The sequence below is a fragment of the Bradyrhizobium sp. SOJA106 genome, assembly GCF_059448745.1.
The window spans coordinates 1,498,591-1,515,661 of the sequence record NZ_CM182549.1 but is presented as its reverse complement, the minus strand read 5'-3'; the positions used below and the strand labels follow the sequence as shown (position 1 = coordinate 1,515,661).

Here is a 17,071-nt window from a genome sequence, read left to right as displayed (position 1 = left end):
GTCTAGATCGAAGTAAAATGGCTCATAAGGCCGGATACGAGCGCGACTGGGTAAAATTGGGTAGGTGCCAACCGGCGCGTTGCGGACGCGCGATCTCAAGCGGGTGACGGTGGACACTACCGTGCAGCCCAAGGCCATCACCTTCCCGACCGATGCCAAGCTGGTCCATGCGGCGATCAGGGGGGTCAACCGGCTGGCCGGCGCGCATGGCCTTGAGCTGCGGCAATCCTATCGGCGCATCGCCAAGCAGGCGGCGATGATGGCGGGTCGTTATGCCCATGCCAAACAGTTCAAGTGCCATCGTCGGCAATTGCGCCTGCTGCGGTCGCGGCTCGGCCGCCTGATCCGAGACATCCGCCGCAAGATCGCCGGCCAGCCAGAACTCGAAGCTGCGTTCGAGCAACCGCTTTCGCGCGCAGGCCAGATCCGCTCCCAGGAGCAGCGGCAGCGCGGATACAAGCTTTACTCCTTCCACGCACCCGAGGTCGAATGCATCGGTAAGGGCAAGGCCTCAGCGCCTTATGAGATCGGCGTCAAGGCTTCGATCGTCACCACCAATGCCCGCGCCCCGGGCGGCCAGTTCGTGCTGCACGCCAAGGCGCTGCCGGGTAACCCCTATGACGGGCACACGCTCGGCGAGGTCATCAACAGCACCGAGGCGCTCACTGGCTGCGGAATCGAGCGCGCCTATGTCGACAAGGGCTATCGCGGTCACGAAACAGAAAACCCGCGCTGCGTCTTCATCTCTGGCCAAAAGCGTGGCGTCTTCGGGGTGATCAAATGCGAACTCAGACGCCGCTCCGCCATCGAGCCCGTGATCGGTCATATGAAGACCGACGGACACCTCGGCCGCTGCCATCTCAAGGGCCGCGACGGCGATGCGGCCAATGTCGTCCTGACCGCCGTCGGCCACAATCTTCGCCTCGTCCTCGCCTGGCTGAAGCTTCTGCTGCACCTGATACTGAACGCTTTGATGCAGCTGCTCCCTCTCATACCCGCGCTCAAACCAGATTCTTAACGGACGACTATGAGGCGTTTCGAACAGCCAGAAGCAAGCTACCGATCCTGGCGCAGTTGGTCCGACGCGTCGAAAAAGCTGGCCGCTATTCAGATATTATCGGGCATCTGCGGCGTTCCTCCGGCCACGCTCACGACTAGCGACCTAGATGTCTTGTCCACCGTCGGTTGGCGCCTTGTGGCGACCGCCTGTGAGCGCGCGATCATCGCGCTTCGGCAGATTTCCCGTTCGTTTTAACGCGGACGGGTCGTTGGCAGCTCTTCGGCGTCGTCGGTTGCGATCGTCGGATCCGCCAAATCGTAACCGAAGCCTTCGTAAACGAACGCGCTACGGATCAATTCGCAGTCACGCTCGCTGACGCCAACCTGTCGGCAGACCCTATACCAGGACTCCCCAATGGTCGCTTTCATGCCGTCTACGATTGCCGTTGCCTCTTCTTTTGATAAGAGGAAACGTTCGCTCTGCGAGAGCAAATTGAGCCGGTTGGCGTAACGCCCCCAGTTGCCAAACGCCATCGCCAGGTCCCGGCGCTCCAAGGCAATCATCGGGTTCGGGGTGAGGTCGTATGCCGGTGATAGAGACCACGCTTGGTCCTTTGCCAAGATGGCGTGGTTACGTGGATGATCGTCGGTATTGGAGATGAGAGCGTTAAAGCACACCCGCCGAAACAGCTCTGGCAGATCTTTCGACTGAGTTCCGGATGCGGCTCGCCGAATTTCGTCAGCCAGCAGGAGATATGACCATCTTCGACGCTTATCGACAGTATCAGGCGTGTCATCGGCATCGAGCAGCGTCAAGGCGCTCACCATCCTGCTGCGGTGGTAACCCTTCTCCGCCTTATTCCGATCGAACCGTTTAATCAGGACGACATCTTTATCGCCGATCGTGGTCATCTGGCTCTCTGCGCACGAGATCCCGCACCCGCGAGCAAGGGTCAGCATAGCGTGCTCGACCCGAGGGTTATTCCATCGATCGTCGCGGTGGGGGAATTTCGCGAGCCAAAGCGCACCCTCGTCCTCGACAGTAGCCTTCGGCCGCGCGCCCCCCATCGAAGTGCCCGCGCGCATCAACGCCTCTGCCTGTTCAGCGTCAGCACCTGCTGGTGCTGCTGCTGCTGGATCCTTCTCGGCGGCAACGATCTGGTCGGCTACTTCGATTAAACGCGCCAAGTCCACCGTCTTGTTGAACGTGCGAACAGGTGCCGGCGGTTGCACGTTGAGACCAAAACCCAAAGCGCCGGCGCGATCGTCGGGTGAATTGAGCAGATATTGAATTTCGCTCGGCGACGGATTGCCCAAACGAGTTTCGATCAGCTTGCGTCCCCAGGCGTCCGGAGAGCTGTCGCGCAACGCGCCAAAATTGCCCCGCAGCTTCGTTGTCCGGAATGGCGGAACTTGAATCTTGAGCTCGACCGGATCGAACTCGACGCGATCCTTTCGCTCGAGGTAGCTGCGGCCATAGACGAATTGTCCAACGGCGGCACCTTGGCGTGTCGTGTCAAGCTGATACCGCCCGGCCGTAACCGGTTCTGTCTGGCCTGGCAGCGTGATATAGACGAAACATTCCTCAGAAGGCATTGCTTGGTCCCCCCCCCTGTCGCGCACGCTCGCGCTCATCGAGGCCGCTTAGAGCGAGCCCCTCCTCATCGTTCTTCGGGTTGGCAACGTCGGCAAGAGACGGGAGAAGATTCATTGCCCACAGCATGCCGAGATACACGCCGGCACTGGTGCTCAGTTTTCCGTTCTCAGCATCGGCGATGACGTGCCGATCTACGCCCAGCTTAGTTGCCAGCTCTGTATGGCTCAGGTTGCGGCGCAGGCGCGCGGTCCGGAGATTGTTGCCCAAGCGCTTGATCGCTTCCTGAACGGCAGAGGGTGGTGCGCTGATAAACTGACTGCGAGGAGGCATGGCGTCTTAAGGCTCCCTTAAATGGCTTATTGGCGCCTTACGGCACCAAGAAATATATCACTCCTCTCGGCTGTGTCAACTACTTGGCGCCTTAAGCTACCGCAAATCCACATATTGGCGCCTTAATACGCCAAAACTTCCCTAAAGGCTAGAATTACCCGTGTGCACCTTGCGCCTCAACATGGGCCCGCGACGGCGGCCTCGCGAGTACATAACAGGAACATCGAAGACTGCCCTTTCAACCTCGCTCAATGCGGCAAAGCCAGTTCTTTGCCAAAGAGCGGGCGATTTCTGCCCGCCTCAAAAGTGCGGATTGCGTGGAAAAGGGCGGCGACCGGCAAACAGCATGTAGACATCGCCGCCGCAGACGGCCCAACCGCACTTGGATGATTTTCAATCGGGACCGGTCGGAATGGGGAAGTTCATGAACTTTAAAGCAATCGCAGCCGGCGCTTCAACTGAACCGACCTTGCAATGCCCCAACTGCAATCACGAGATCCACCTGACGGAATCATTGGCTGCTCCGCTGCTCGCGGAAACGCGTCAGCGCTTTCAGGAACAGCTGGCGAGCAAGGACGCCGAGTTGGCTCGAAAAGTCGAGGCGCTGCGGCTGGAACGCGAGCAACTTACGAGGGAACGCGAGCAACTTGAAGACCGGGTCGCACAACGATTGGCGATAGAGAGGGCGCAACTTGCCTCTAGCGAGGGAAGGAAGGCGCGCGAGGCGGCTGCCGCTGAGCTACAAGCGAAGGAAGCGGAGGCTGCAGAGCTAAGGGCCAGCTTGGCCAACAACAACCTCAAGCTGGCCGAGGCCCAGAAGCAACAAGCCGAGTTGATGCGACAACAACGAGCGCTCGAAGAGGAAAAGCGGGAGCTCGACTTAACCATAGAAAAACGCGTGCACGCATCCCTCGGGGAAATCCAGACTAAGGCAAGGCAGGATGCCGACGAAGCCGCGCGCTTGCGCGTTGCGGAAAAGGACCAAACAATCGAGTCCATGGCCCGCACGATCGAAGAGTTGAAGCGCAAGGCCGAGCAAGGTTCGCAACAGTCGCAAGGTGAGGTTCTCGAACTTGAGCTGGAGGAGTTGCTCCGGGGAAGGTTTCCCACAGATCTGATTGAGCCTGTCGGTAAGGGTGAGCTCGGTGCCGACGTGATGCAGCAGGTGAACGGCTCGATCAGTCAACCCGCCGGCATCATCCTATGGGAGTCGAAGCGGACTAAGGCATGGAGCGACGGCTGGCTTGCAAAACTTCGCGATGATCAACGCCGCTGTGGCGCGGACGTGGCGCTTATCGTCTCACTGGCTCTACCAAAGCATGTAGAGCATTTCGATCTCATCGACGGCATCTGGGTTGCTCATCCGCGATGTGCGCTCCCGGTTGCAGTGGCTCTCCGCCAGGGACTTATCGACGTCAACAGTTCGCGCATGGTTCAACAGGGACAGCAGACCAAGATGGAGCAGGTCTACCAATACCTGACCGGCACAAAATTCCGCCAACGGGTGGATGCCGTGGTCGAGAAGTTTAACGAAATGCGCGAGGATTTGGATAAGGAGCGCAAATTCTTGGGAAGGCAGTGGGCCAAGCGCGAAACGCAAATATTGGCCGTGATCGAATCGACCGTCGGCATGGTTGGTGACCTGCAAGCGATTGCCGGCAAGGCGATGCCGGAGATTCCCAGTCTAGAGGTCCCAATGTTGGAAGCCGCAGGCCAACCTGACTGGAAAGTAGGATAAGCGCATATCGATCCCCGCCATTCGCCTTAGTCGAACGGAGAGTTGGGCGTGCCCCAAAACAACCGCATGAACAGGTACCACATTGCTTTAACACCCGAAGAACAAGAGCTTCTGAGTAAGATTGATCTTCGGGATGACTTGCCCGTGCGATCGATCCACACGCAGTCTACCAAAGCAATCGCGCACCGATTTTGGCGCTGATGAAATCTCTCATCGATCGTGGGGCGATACCTCAGCATCGCGTCAGTTTTTTCACGGATCCCAAGTACAAGCCAGGCCACCTGAAGGGGTCTCGGCAAAGCCTTTTCGAAAGAAACGGCACCAGAGGTGAAGAGATCTTCGAGCACCCTCACTTCAAGCCGTATCTTAGATATTTTCTGCACGGATGCGAATTACCGACCGGGGTAATTTCCGAATTCGAACGGGAAGTCGACAATCCCGAGTGGGTCAGCGGGAGCGATGGGATCGATCTTGCGAAGAAGGCGATCGCAATTTGCCGACGGCACCGCATTCCCAAGCACGAAGCCGTCGAACAATTTTTCAAGCTCGCGCTGGATATGGGAATAAGTTTCTCTCATGCGAACACGATACAGGGCATAATCAGCCGATCCAGCTTGAAATGAAGCGGCTATTCGGATTTGCTTTTCGGCCTCAGAGGCCGATCGGCGCGGGCGTGGTGTTGAAACGAATTCGACCGTGAGCAGAAATCTACGTACGGCATAGCCGCCGGTCCAGGCCTCCGAAATCGAGAGAATGATCCACTTCAGACTGGCGAGGGGTGCCTCTTTGCGTTCGGCGAGATTCGGAAACATCTCTTGGAACGTCTCTTCAGAGCCGCCGGATCCAATCCGAGCATCCCGAACCGCTTCAGCCCAAACTGGGCCGCTGGCACCGACCTCCAGGTGCGGATCTTAGGCGAACACCCCAAGGCTATGGCTACGATAACCCATTGAACTAACACACATGGTAGGCTCATTGGGGATATTAGCGTCCGAGGTCCTTAGCCAGCCAAGAGCGTGCCGGGGCCTGCCGCATCATCGAAAGGATCCCTCGCGATGGAGCGACCTGACGGGGCCCTCTGCGTTTCGATGAAGGCGCCCGATGAGGTACAGCAGTTCCGAAACGAGGTGATTGAGCGCCACCGTGTGGATTGGAAGCCGCCTCCCATGAACCGACCGGGGCAAGCGTAGCTGGCGGATCTTTGATGGATTAAGCCGCCCGCATGATCGCAAGGACGTCCAATTCCGCGACACCAGTTCCCGAGCGCGCGGCGAGGCGCGCTCCGAGTCAAAAAGATGCCGCTGCTGGAGTTTTCCAGCAGCGGCGCCAGTCAGGGAGGAAGCAGACGAGCCGGTCTGCTAGCGGATCCGTAGGGCACAGATAGTTCGCCCGAAATTTCTTTACCCGAGACGCTTCACGGGCCCTCTTTCATCGCGAGCGGAGCTCGCTCAGTACCCTGCAGCAAATCGCATCCGGCACTCAGGACGGGCGCGGAGAGCCCAGTTAAGCAGCCAGGAGGAAACGGCGCCGACGACCATCCCTTCCCGGCCGAACCTGGCTCCTGCGCAAAAGAAAGCAGTGCGATGCTCCGATAACGATCGACGTCGTGGTCTAGACCTGGATGAAGCGGCGTGTAAGATCGGCGGAAGCATCAATTGGGTAGGGTTGGGTAGAAACCGTGAGAGCCAACGTCTTAGGTCGCCTTGCCGCAAGTCTCTCCTCGTCTCGCGGTGATCAGATGACGATCTATGCGCCGTCACTGCGGACCCTTCCACAGAACGCCATGCTGGTCATGGCCACGCTTCCCGTCATCGACTGGAACGACTGTCTCCTGCGGGACTTGCAAGCGGGGCCCAAAGTGCCCTCTTCCTGCTATGCGGCGATCGTCATGATCGACCCGTTTGCATGCTGGGAAGATCTTGGTGATTTGTTGGAAGGTGCAAGGATGACCGGAGTGACGAACTTTCCGCCTGCCTCCATGATTGAACGGACACCGGCAGGAGTGCCGCTCGATCGCGCTCAGGAGCTCGAGCTTCGCCGTATGGAGTGGTTTGCAAGCCGAGGGTTCAAAGTCCTGTTTGTCGGGGAGGACGAGGCAAAGATAACAGCCGCGGAGCAACGGCTAGGTTCGCAACTGGATGGGTCCGTCTATCTGCGACCCGAGGCGCTTGCGCTGCCGATTGGATCGGACATCAGGCTCATAAGCCTTGGCTCTCATGGATCGTCGTCGGTACCGAAGTTCTCTCTGGAGCAGGCCTCCACGGCCAAGCAGCCGCTTCGACGGGCATGAGGCCTTATTCGAGGATCCGTAGTTTCTTGATTTTGTTGTAGAGGGTTTTGCGCGAAAGCCCGAGAGAGCGAGCAGTCTTGCCGCGGTGAAGCCGGTTTCTCTTCAGGCCCTCGATAATCCAGTCCCGCTCGGACAGGGAGGCCGCGGGCCGTGCGCCTGAAGGGGGCTGCAACAACGGCTTTAGCACCTCACCGGTGATGTGACTTGATGGCAGGGTCACGAGCTGGTTCACGATCTGCCGCAACTCGCGCAAATTGCCTGGCCAGTCGTGCCCGGCGAGCGCAAGGAATGCAGAGTTTTCTATCGTGAGCGTCTGGGCGCTGGAATCTCCTTTGGCTTCGACGGTGAAGTGTTGAACGAGTTGCGGCAGATCTTCAAGCCTGTCGGGTAGCGAAGGTAACTGGACATCCAACCCGGTAAAAAGGTCGAGAAGCCGCGCGCACAGAACCGTTTCAAGGCCAGCGCCTCGGGCCACCGTCGCGGTCGCAATGATCCGGGCGTGGGAGCGCATGACAGTTACCCCGTTCAGAGGGGTAAACCCGCCTGTCTCCAGGTAATCGGCAAGGCGCTCCTGGCCTTCGCGCGAAAGCTGGTCAACATGCAGCAGCAAGACGGCGCCGTCGCTCGATGCCTCCAGCAGCGACAATTGGCGTCTGCCACTCTCAAGCCGCTCGGCGCCGAAAAACGGGCCGAGTGTATCCATCGCCGGACCGGGTCGGCAATGAAACAGCGTCGCCTTGGCGTGCCTGCGCTCGCTGAACGCGTGAACCAGGCTTGCTATTCTACGCTTGCCGGAGCCGGTCTCGCCCCAGATGAGGACTGGGCTGGGGGTTGCCGCAACGCGTTTGGCCATCTCGAGGACGCGCTTCATTGCCGAGGACTGCGCGATGACGCCGTGCCTAAAGCCACTCAACTGCAGCTTCCTTTCGAGCAGATCCACCTTCTCGCGCAACAGGTGGATGGTCTTGAAGCCCGACGTCACCTCGAGAACCGACATCTCCAGAGGCACGCGGTCCAGCGAAGAGCCTCCGATGAACCCTTGGATTCCGGTTTCGCGGCAGATGTCCAGGAGCTCGTCCGGCTTTGTGATCGGGCCGCCCCCAAGCAAGCAGATGGTGCTCTTATTGACGGATTGAGCAACGCGCGCAACGGCATTCGTACGCGCTGCAAGTTCAGACAGGCTGATCGATGGATCGGCCCCGCTTTCAACCGCGCGGTTTAGATTGAAATTGATGCAAATGGCCTCGGCGCCGGCTTCGACCATTCGACGCGCTTCAGATTGAGTGCGAGTATAGGCAATCGTCATCAGGCCGCGTTTTGCAGCCTTCACAAGGAGCTCAATCTCCCGGGAATAGCCAAGGCCGGACTTCTCGAGCAACGACCTGCGGTCATCATCGATGTGTATGACCGAAGGGAAGTTGGTCACGCCAGCAAATCCCCATTTGATGATCCGGTCGAGCCATCGATCCAGATTAAGCTCGGGGTCGAATGTACAGGTGCCGAAGAAGACCGGCAGTTTCGTATTTGGCAGGATCTCGGTCCGTCCGAACCCCGCTACGAACTCGTTACTATTGCGGATTGGAAGAATCGAGGCGGGCGAGGCCCCGCCCATGGCACGAAAACGGCCAGCATTGAGTGCGAGCACGAAATCGGCGCCCGCCCGCTCCGCGGCCCTGGCCGTCATGCCCGATCCGATCCCCGCACCAAGGACAAACGAACGGGAATTCCGGAAGAACTGCCTGATGCCGGCTGCCTTCACCTCAGTGGTCCGCGTGTCCATCCGGAGCCGGCATCATCGCACGGCTCGACGTCGAGACTAGCTCCAAGTCGCAGGCGCTTGCAACCGCCGAACCGCCTTTCCGTTGCTCATGAACAAGTGGCAATCGGCTGGAGCGGCGGTGAGGGTAAGCTTTCCGGCGCCTTTGCGCGAGCCGGATTTTGGTGCCCTGGCGACGACCGTTTCGTCTCCAACGTTACCGTAGATGTACGTGACACTTCCGAGATGCTCAACGAAATCCACCTCGAGGCCAATAGAAATCTCCTGCTGCTCGGGTGCCGGTGAGGAGAAGTCATCCGGGCGAATTCCGACAGTGACCGGCTTGCCAATTAGCATTTGGTCCGGCTGGACCGGAACGGAGATTGTAGAACCGGCGTCCAATCGGACGTCCAGGCCATGCTCGTGAGCTGCCTCGACCTTGCCGCCCAGGAAATTCATCTTCGGCGAGCCGATGAATCCTGCCACAAAGCGCGAGGCCGGATTGTGATATAGATCGTGGGGGCTGCCGACCTGTTCGATGTTGCCGTCCTTGAGGACGACGATCTTGTCAGCCATGGTCATCGCCTCGACCTGGTCATGCGTCACATAGATCATGGTATTTCCGAGCTGCTTGTGCAACTTGGCGATCTGAACCCGCATTTGCACGCGCAACTCGGTGTCGAGGTTGGACAGGGGCTCATCGAACAGAAACACTTTTGGTTCTCGCATGATGGCCCGCCCGATTGCGACGCGCTGGCGTTGCCCGCCTGAAAGTTGTCGAGGCTTGCGATCCAATAGATGGTCGATCTGCAATAGCGCCGCTGTTGTGGCTATCTTGGCGGCGATCTCCGCTTTCGAGGCTTTGGCCATGCGCAGGGGAAAGGCCAGGTTCTCTCTCACCGTCATATGCGGATAGAGAGCGTAACTCTGAAAGACCATGCCGAGGTTGCGATCGGCCGCATCGACGTCGTTGACGAGCTCATTGTCGATGAGGAGCCGCCCACCGCTGATGGGCTCGAGCCCGCCAATCATGCGCAGAAGCGTGGATTTGCCTGACCCGGACGGACCAACGAAGACGACAAACTCGCCGTGAGCGATGGTCAGGTCGATATTACGCAGGATCTCGATGGTCCCATAGGCCTTCTTCAGGCCGTCCAGGCGAACATTGGCCATTATGCCCTCCTCTGTCGCACCTCGGCCGCGCGGGCAGCACTTACCTCAATTTCGCGCAAGCTCGATACGATGAAGTCGGGGGCCATCAAGGACGGATCCTGACGCGTCGGCACGCCGGTTGTAACAAGCACCGTGACAAGGCCCGCCCTCTGTCCAGCTTGAATATCCGTAGCAACTTGGTCGCCGATCATAATGGTCGAGCCGCGGTTCGTACCAACGCGTGAGAGCGCTGTCTCTATCATCGGCCCTTGCGGCTTTCCGACGATCGTAGGCTGCACTTGCGTAGCGGCAGCCACAGCTGCAATCGTCGCACCAGCCCCAGGCTCGAAGCCGCTGGCCGTCGGCAGCAGAAGATCGGGATTGGTTCCGATGAAGAGAGCGCCATTGAGGATCGCCTCAACGGCAATTCGCATCTTCTCGTGCGTGATATCCCGGTCAAGCCCCATCACAACGGCTTCAGGCGTTCGGTCAGTGACCTCCAGCCCAACATCGCGCATGGCCGTGACAAGCGAGGGAGCGCCGATGACATAGATTCGCGTCAGCTGCGGATAATTCGCTCGAATGAGCTCTGCGGCGGTGATGGCGCTTGTAACGACCTTTGACGGTGCGATGGAAAGACCAAATTCTCTCAGCTTGCGGACGACGTCCTCGGGGGTATGCGTGGAATTGTTCGTCACGAAACAGAACGGCACGCCGGCTTCCTGCCATCGCGTAAATGCTTCTATCGCATCCGCGATTGCGGTGCTGCCACGATAGATCACGCCATCCAGGTCCGAGATGATCCCTTCTATTGGCGGCCAGTTCACGTTTGAGCCGGTGCTAACCATGCATCAGCATCCCGCCATTCACATGGACGATCTGCCCGGTCATGTAGGAGGCCGCGGGGCTGGCCAGGAACACGGCGAGGCCTGCGATATCCTCGGGCAATCCGACCCGGCCCAGCGGAATTCGGCCACTGTGGCGCGCTTCGGTCTCCTCCCGCGGACGCCCGTGCATGGGGGTATCGATGATCCCGGGTGCAATCGCGTTGACGTTGATCTTGAGCGGAGCGCATTCATAGGCGAGCAGCTTTGTCACGTCGTGCACAATGGCCTTTGACAAGCAATAATCAGCGCCGCCAGCCTGGTAGTTGAAAACCGCGCCTTGAGATGACAACGAGGACCCGACATTGACGATGCGGCCGCCCTTGCTCTTCATGAAGCGCTCGATCGCTAGCTTCGCACAGCGAAGCACCGCAACGGAGTTGATCTGTATGGTCTTTTCGATTCTATCGGAATCGCCGGTCAGAAGCGGCTGAGCCGACTTTATTCCGGCGTTGTTGATCAAGACGTCGAGCCTGCCGAAGCGCTGGGCGATCTCATCAAGCACCCTGTCGACATCATCTTCTCGTGACACATCCATGCTCATCGGCAGGATGCCATTGCCGTGCGGCAAGCGCGTCAGAATGTCCCGAAGGTTTTCCACATTTACGTCGGTTGCCAGGACGTTTGCACCGCCTTGACGGAAAGCATTGGCAATGGCTGAGCCAATGCCCCCACCCGCACCGGTCACGAGCACGGTCCTGTCTGCAACTGAGAACTGTTCGGTCATTCCAACTCCAAGATCGTTTGAGAATTTAAGAATTCGTCGACGGCCCCACTGCTGGGCATCGAGCTTTGGGCGCCGCGTCGCGTCACACATAAGGCGGCAACCGCGAGCGCCTTTTTGATCGCTTCTCGTATCGGCAACCGGTGGGCAAGAGAGGCTGCGAAGGCTCCATTAAAGGCATCGCCAGCGGCGGTCGTATCAACGACCTTCACAGGAAATGCCCTGAGCGCAAAAGACGCGCTGGCATCGGTGTAGTAGGCCCCCTGCGCACCAAGCGTGATCAGGGCAGCTCTCGGCCCGAGATCGAGAAGCTTTCCGGCCGCATGAGCTGCGCTGTCGAAGTCGTGCACCTCGACACCGGTGAGCTCGAAAGCTTCCGTCTGGTTTGGAGTGAGGAAATCGACACTCCTCCACGCCGCCGCGGACAGGCCTGCCCTCACAGGGGCCGGATTGAAAATGAGCTCAAATCCTTTGCTGCTCTTCATTGCAAAGAGGTGATTGAGCGCGGGGACGGGCATGCCCATCTCGGCAACGACGATTGCGTCCCGCTCAATGAATTCGGCCGCCTTTTCGACCATGCTTGGTGTGACATTTGCATTGGCTCCCGGGTCTATGACAATGATGTTGGAGCCGTCGTCGCCGACCAGGACGAGAGCAGACCCCGATATCTCCCCTGGACATACCGCAATGGCATCGAGACGGACACCTGCCTCACGCAGCGCTTGCAGCAACGATCGACCGGCGTCATCATCGCCAAGCCGGGTGTAGAAGCTCGGCCGAAGGCCCAATCGAGCGGCGGCGACCGCCTGATTGGCGCCCTTGCCTCCCGCATTCCGCTTTAAGCTTCCCATCAGGCTTTCACCCGGCGTTGGAAGCCGCTCGACGTTGAAGCAGAGGTCGAGATTGGTCGTTCCGAAGAACATCAATGGTCTGGGGCTCATTTCACGGCCCCGAAGGTAAGACCACGTTCGAGATGACGCTGGCCAAGGATAATCAGGACGATCGGCACAATCATGGTCACCACCAGACCCGCAGCCATCACCGGATAGAACTGAACGCCCGGATTGAGCAGCTTGAGGAGGGCGACCGTGACTGGCGCTTTCGTCGAACTGAGGATCAGGCCGAGCGCGAAGTTGTGCCACGCGAGCAGAAAGATAAGCAAAGAGGCGCCTATCAAGCCGGGCTTTAGAAGCGGAAGAACGATGTGCCAGACAACCCGCAATGGCTTTGCGCCATCCATGGCGGCCGCCTCCTCAATGTCCTTTGGGATGTCCTCGATATATGAACGGCTCAGCCAAATGATCATTGGCAGCGTGACGACTTGATAGACCCAGATCATACCGAAATAGGTGTCATAAAGGCCGACTGTCTGAAACACGCTGAACAGCGGTATGACGACAAGGAGAGCCGGCGCGAAGCGGAAGCCCAGAATGAAGAATGCGATGTCCTCCTTCATAGGGATATCACGCCTCGCCAGGACGTAGCCTGCCGGTACCCCGGCAACGAGCGATACGAGCACCGCACCAAGCGAGATGACGACGCTATTGGTGACCGGTGTCAAGAAATCAACCTTGATGGTGCCGTAGCTTGTTGCCCCGGCGTGGGCGGCATCGAACAAAACGCGGAAGTTTTCAAATGTTGGAGTGAAGATAAAGCGCGGCGGCCACGTCATGACCTCGGCCTGCTGCTTCAGCGACATCATCACGATCCAGACCAACGGAAATGTCAGGATCAGTGTACAAGCAACAATCAGCAGGTTAAGGAACAAGCTTGCAGGCGTTGAGCGATTGAAACGCATGTGAGCCTCCTCTAGCTTACGCGCTGACGGAGCAACCGCCACAATCTCACTATGGCAAAGGTCGCGAGAAGCACGATCATCCAATTGACAACCATGAGCGCGGCACCACGCCCGAAGGCGAGATTTTGAAAGGCCGTGATGTAGGCGCGAACCGAAAGCACCGAGGTACTGTCGCCCGGGCCGCCCCATAGGCGTTAAGGTAGCGCAAGCATTGATTGATATTGACGTTTTCGGGGAGGCTCGCGCAGGTGCCGCCCGAGCGCTCGCTTACTGCGGCGCAAGCGGCGGATGGTTGGTTGTGGAATGATTGCTTGCAGCAAGGATGCAACGAGTTGTTGCAAGATACGCCAACCGCCAGGTGTCGTCAGGCGGCCTGCTTCCAGTGGGGAGAGTCCTCGAAGTCGCGGACAAGCGGCTCGAGCAGCAGGATAATCAAGAGGTGAGCCAGCAGGTAGGGCTTCGCCGAACGCTGATCAGTTCCAGGCGGTGTCTTGAGACCAATCAGGCTTTTCAGTCGCTTGAAGCCAAGTTCGATCCGCCATCGCAGTCGATAGAGTGCAAGCACATCCTTGGCGGAGAACTCGTCCCGTGCGAGCGACGTGACCAGAATGACCCAATCCGCGGCTTCCAGAGTCCCTTTGGAGATGATGCGGTTTTCGTCTCGTGCGTCTCGCCGAGCTTTACGACGCGAAGCCGCGGCCGCACCGGTGGGCTTCTTGACCGCAACCAGACGCATAGCCAGAGGCGCCCCGTCCTTGCGTTTGATCCAAATCCTCCGATCGATCAGTCCGCGTGCCTTTGCCGCACGCAATTGGGCCATCAGATCGAATGGAAGGCCTTGGGCATCAAGCCAGCGCGCGTTCTTCCAGCCTGCTCGGATCAGAACGTCGGCACCAGCCGCGCGGACAGCCGCGATGCGGTCAGGTTGCAGATAAGCGCGGTCAGCAATGCGGATCTCGTTCTTGACTACTGGTATCCGGTCAAACGTTTCGCCCTCTTGCTGATCCGTTAGCTCGAAGTGACCAAAGCGCTCACTTGGCAGATCAAATGCACTATGAAGCCGCCAAAGCTCACTGCTCCTGCGGGCAGTCGGCCCGGCCTGAGGTACTGTCGTCGCATCGACGATGCGGATCAGGCGGCCTCGGCTCGCCTTCGGCGCTGCCGCATCGAGCAAGCTCTCCACCAGCACTGCAAACCAATCGCCACATTGACGCAGGCGATAGAACAACGCCACGCTGCTGAGGTCCGCAAGGCCAACAGAAGCCGCCCACGCAGCTGTCGATCTCAATCCTCTTTCCCCTAAACAATAGGCCAGCATCAGCCGAAGCAACGCCACCGCGTCTGGAATTTGGCGCCGCCGCGCGAAAGCCTTCGTCTGGCGCGCGCTTATCTCAAGCTGCTCAGCCCCACCCAGCTGCGCAACCACTCTCGTCCAGTCCTCATTTAGAAGCGATTCGTCTGCCATGCCCCTTGGAATCACGTGTGATTCCAACACTCAAGAATAAACTTAACGCCTATGCGGGCCGCCCTGTGTTGTTCCGAAGACGATATCGAACTGATTGAGGGATTCGATGAGCCGAAATACCGCGGCGATCAGGATGTACGGTGCGATGAGGGGAAGCTCGATATGGAGGAACGTTGCCCAATGCCCCGCTCCATTGACCCGTGCGGCTTCTCTGACCTCATCGTTGATGCCCTGCAAGCCGGCGAAGATGATGAGCGCAAAAAATGGTGTGTAAGTCCATATGTCGATGAGAACCAGTGAGAACATCGCCGTGCTGGCGTCCGAAATCCATGCGAACCGTCCGATCCCAACGAGCGAAAGCAAATAGTTCAGGATCCCATTCTGCGGATCCATCATTGTGGTCCACATCAAGGCGACGCTCATTGGCGGCAGAACCAGAGGAAGGAGAATGACGGGCCGCATCAGCCGGGCAAGGAACACCCCACTTGCGAACAATTTGGCGAGCGCAAGCCCAAAGAACGCTTCGGCGAGCACGGCGGAGCAGGCATACGCCATAGTCGCCCGCACGCTATTCCAGAAATCTTGGCTCTTGATTGCCACTTCATAGTTGGTCACTCCAATGAAGCGAACCACGGGACGGCCAAACTTAAGATCGGTGAGTGATTGAAACACCCCATAGAAAAAAAGAAAAAGAAAACCAAGCAGGATGATGATTGCGGGGGCAATCGCAGCAAGGCTCCACCAGTCAAGAGCATTCTGCTCGGCCTTTTGCGCCTGCTCGTTTTTGGACGAGGCCAGCTGGTCTGCCGATGATTGTAGCGTCACGATTGCGTCGATGCCTTGAAGGTCCATCGCTCACTTCTCAAAAGATAGTCGGGCCTGCTGGGGGCGGCAAACCCTTATGCCGCCCCCCAAACCGCGTTACATGGAGGAGCGGATCTCGGAGGCGAGGTCGGTCAAAGTCGCCTTCACGTCCGCGCCGTTGACCATTTTCTGCATGGCGACTGCCCAGGCGTTCATTGCCTCGGCAAATCCTGCGCGCGGCGTAAAGGCCAATGCAGCCCTGTCCTGCACGATTTTGAAGGTATCCACGAAGTTCGTGAATTCCGGTTGCGCCGCGTAGTCGAGCCAAACCTTGTCGCTCCAGGTCGAGGCGCGCGGAGAGTTGACGAGCTTCCCGGCGACGGCACCGTTGAGCTCGACCTGCTTTGACGTCGCCCACTGGATGAACAGCCAAGCTGCGCCCTTTTTCTGAGAGGCCGCATTCATGGCCAGGGACCAGATCCAGATGTTCGATTCGAAATTCTTGCCATTCGGAGCGCGCAGAGGGGGAGCGAATGCAATCTTGCCAGAAGCGGGCTTGCCGGCGACATCGTTCCAGAACCCAAACATGTTGGAATCGATCGCCATCGCTGTCCGACCCGAATTGATGCCATCGACCACCTGATACCAGTTGTCGTTGGCAAAGGATGGAGCAGCGCACTTCTTGATCATCTCCACATAGTCCTTGTGGAAGGCGACCGACTCAGCCGAATCGAGACCAGTTTCTAATTTGCCGTCCTTGGCGACGAAGTCGTGCACACCGTAAGACTTGGCAATCGAGATTGCGGCCGTGTGGATGCTGCTCCAAAAGCGGACTCCCCGCACGCCCAGAGGTGTGATCGCCGGATCCGCAGATTTCAGCTTCTCGCAAGCCGCGGACATTTCCGGCGGGGTTTCCGGAACCTTGATACCGTGCTTGTCCAGAATGTCTTTGCGGTAGAATAATTGGATGTTTTCGAACCCGTGCGGGATAGCCCACACTTGACCCCGGCCTGCTTCGATTTGCCCGCCTTTGACTTGCCAAGTCAGCGCGTCGCGCAATGCGGGGAAGAAGTCCTGGTAGTCATAGCTTGCCGAGGTGAGCTTGGGGTCGCTTAGATAGCGGTCGAGTGGCTCGAGCAGTTGACCGGGCGCGAGATCCCAAGCTGGCTGAATCCCCGTGCCGACGACGTCCCACGAGGGCGACTTTGTGCTCAGCTGGATGGTCAGCTTATTCCAGTAGGCGTCGTCCGGATAAAGCTCGGGTGTCACCTTGATGCCTGTTAGCTTCTCGAACTCAGGCAGCTGTGCTGCAACGGCGTCAGCATACGGATGGATGTCGTAAGCCCACACGATCGAAGAGCCCTCGAACTGGCGCCAGTTGATATCCTGCGCTTTGGCCTGGGCGAAAGATGCGGCCGCACCGGCCAAGAGAGTTGAGCAAACCAGAGCGGTTTTGACAAAATGAGCCGAATGGCCGCGCAAAGCGGCTAGCGTCCTTGGCATTAGTCCCTCCTCTGGGCTCTTTGGCCCGCAA

14 protein-coding genes and 1 pseudogene are annotated in these 17,071 nt (G+C 58.6%); 3 read left to right on the top strand and 12 right to left on the bottom strand.

Annotated features, from left to right (window positions below; all coding sequences use genetic code 11):
• Positions 1–70: 70 nt before the first annotated feature.
• Positions 71–1,018: pseudogene (locus AC5V87_RS07010) on the top strand (IS5 family transposase); the annotation flags it as partial.
• 233 nt (positions 1,019–1,251) lie between these two features.
• Here AC5V87_RS07010 and AC5V87_RS07005 read toward each other — a convergent pair.
• Positions 1,252–2,595 (bottom strand): type II toxin-antitoxin system HipA family toxin, encoded by a 1,344-nt coding sequence (locus tag AC5V87_RS07005; protein ID WP_495370404.1) that lies wholly within the window; start codon positions 2,593–2,595, stop codon positions 1,252–1,254.
• On the bottom strand, positions 2,585–2,926 hold the full coding sequence (locus AC5V87_RS07000; protein ID WP_091963993.1) for a helix-turn-helix transcriptional regulator: 342 nt from the start codon (positions 2,924–2,926) through the stop codon (positions 2,585–2,587). Before AC5V87_RS07000 ends, AC5V87_RS07005 begins: the two co-directional genes overlap by 11 nt.
• Positions 2,927–3,350: 424 nt before the next feature.
• On the opposite strand from AC5V87_RS07000, the gene AC5V87_RS06995 reads away from it, so the two are divergent.
• Positions 3,351–4,664 carry a DUF2130 domain-containing protein gene (locus AC5V87_RS06995; protein ID WP_495370403.1) on the top strand — a complete coding sequence of 438 codons (1,314 nt, stop codon included), beginning with the start codon at positions 3,351–3,353 and terminating at the stop codon, positions 4,662–4,664.
• A 392-nt stretch (positions 4,665–5,056) separates the two neighbouring features.
• Here the strand turns inward: AC5V87_RS06995 and AC5V87_RS06990 are convergent, their stop codons facing one another.
• Positions 5,057–5,476, bottom strand: coding sequence for a hypothetical protein (locus tag AC5V87_RS06990; protein ID WP_495370402.1), 420 nt, complete (start codon positions 5,474–5,476; stop codon positions 5,057–5,059).
• Between the two features lie 926 nt (positions 5,477–6,402).
• Here AC5V87_RS06990 and AC5V87_RS06985 point away from each other — a divergent pair.
• Entirely contained in the window at positions 6,403–6,954 is a 552-nt protein-coding gene (locus AC5V87_RS06985) for a hypothetical protein (protein ID WP_495370401.1), read from the top strand.
• Positions 6,955–6,958: 4 nt separating this feature from the next.
• Here AC5V87_RS06985 and AC5V87_RS06980 read toward each other — a convergent pair whose 3' ends face one another.
• From AC5V87_RS06980 to AC5V87_RS06940, 9 genes are all read right to left on the bottom strand, one after another.
• Entirely contained in the window at positions 6,959–8,734 is a 1,776-nt protein-coding gene (locus AC5V87_RS06980; protein WP_495370400.1) for a phosphoenolpyruvate hydrolase family protein, read from the bottom strand.
• Between the two features lie 36 nt (positions 8,735–8,770).
• A complete protein-coding gene (locus AC5V87_RS06975) occupies positions 8,771–9,883 on the bottom strand; it encodes an ABC transporter ATP-binding protein (protein ID WP_495370399.1) in 1,113 nt (370 codons plus the stop codon).
• A complete protein-coding gene (locus AC5V87_RS06970) occupies positions 9,883–10,710 on the bottom strand; it encodes an HAD-IIA family hydrolase (protein WP_495370398.1) in 828 nt (275 codons plus the stop codon). Before AC5V87_RS06970 ends, AC5V87_RS06975 begins: the two co-directional genes overlap by 1 nt.
• On the bottom strand, positions 10,703–11,473 hold the full coding sequence (locus tag AC5V87_RS06965) for an SDR family NAD(P)-dependent oxidoreductase (protein ID WP_495370397.1): 771 nt from the start codon (positions 11,471–11,473) through the stop codon (positions 10,703–10,705). The genes AC5V87_RS06970 and AC5V87_RS06965 overlap by 8 nt, the downstream gene beginning before the upstream one ends.
• Positions 11,470–12,393, bottom strand: a complete 924-nt coding sequence (locus tag AC5V87_RS06960; protein ID WP_495371842.1) for a ribokinase — start codon at positions 12,391–12,393, stop codon at positions 11,470–11,472. The genes AC5V87_RS06965 and AC5V87_RS06960 overlap by 4 nt, the downstream gene beginning before the upstream one ends.
• A 14-nt stretch (positions 12,394–12,407) precedes the next feature.
• Complete coding sequence (locus tag AC5V87_RS06955) at positions 12,408–13,268, bottom strand: carbohydrate ABC transporter permease (protein WP_495370396.1); 861 nt, start codon at positions 13,266–13,268, stop codon at positions 12,408–12,410.
• A 364-nt stretch (positions 13,269–13,632) separates the two neighbouring features.
• A complete protein-coding gene (locus tag AC5V87_RS06950) occupies positions 13,633–14,733 on the bottom strand; it encodes an IS4 family transposase (RefSeq protein WP_456836948.1) in 1,101 nt (366 codons plus the stop codon).
• A 42-nt stretch (positions 14,734–14,775) separates the two neighbouring features.
• Entirely contained in the window at positions 14,776–15,585 is an 810-nt protein-coding gene (locus AC5V87_RS06945; protein ID WP_495370395.1) for a carbohydrate ABC transporter permease, read from the bottom strand.
• Between the two features lie 69 nt (positions 15,586–15,654).
• Positions 15,655–17,040, bottom strand: coding sequence for an ABC transporter substrate-binding protein (locus AC5V87_RS06940; protein ID WP_495370394.1), 1,386 nt, complete (start codon positions 17,038–17,040; stop codon positions 15,655–15,657).
• Positions 17,041–17,071 lie beyond the last annotated feature (31 nt).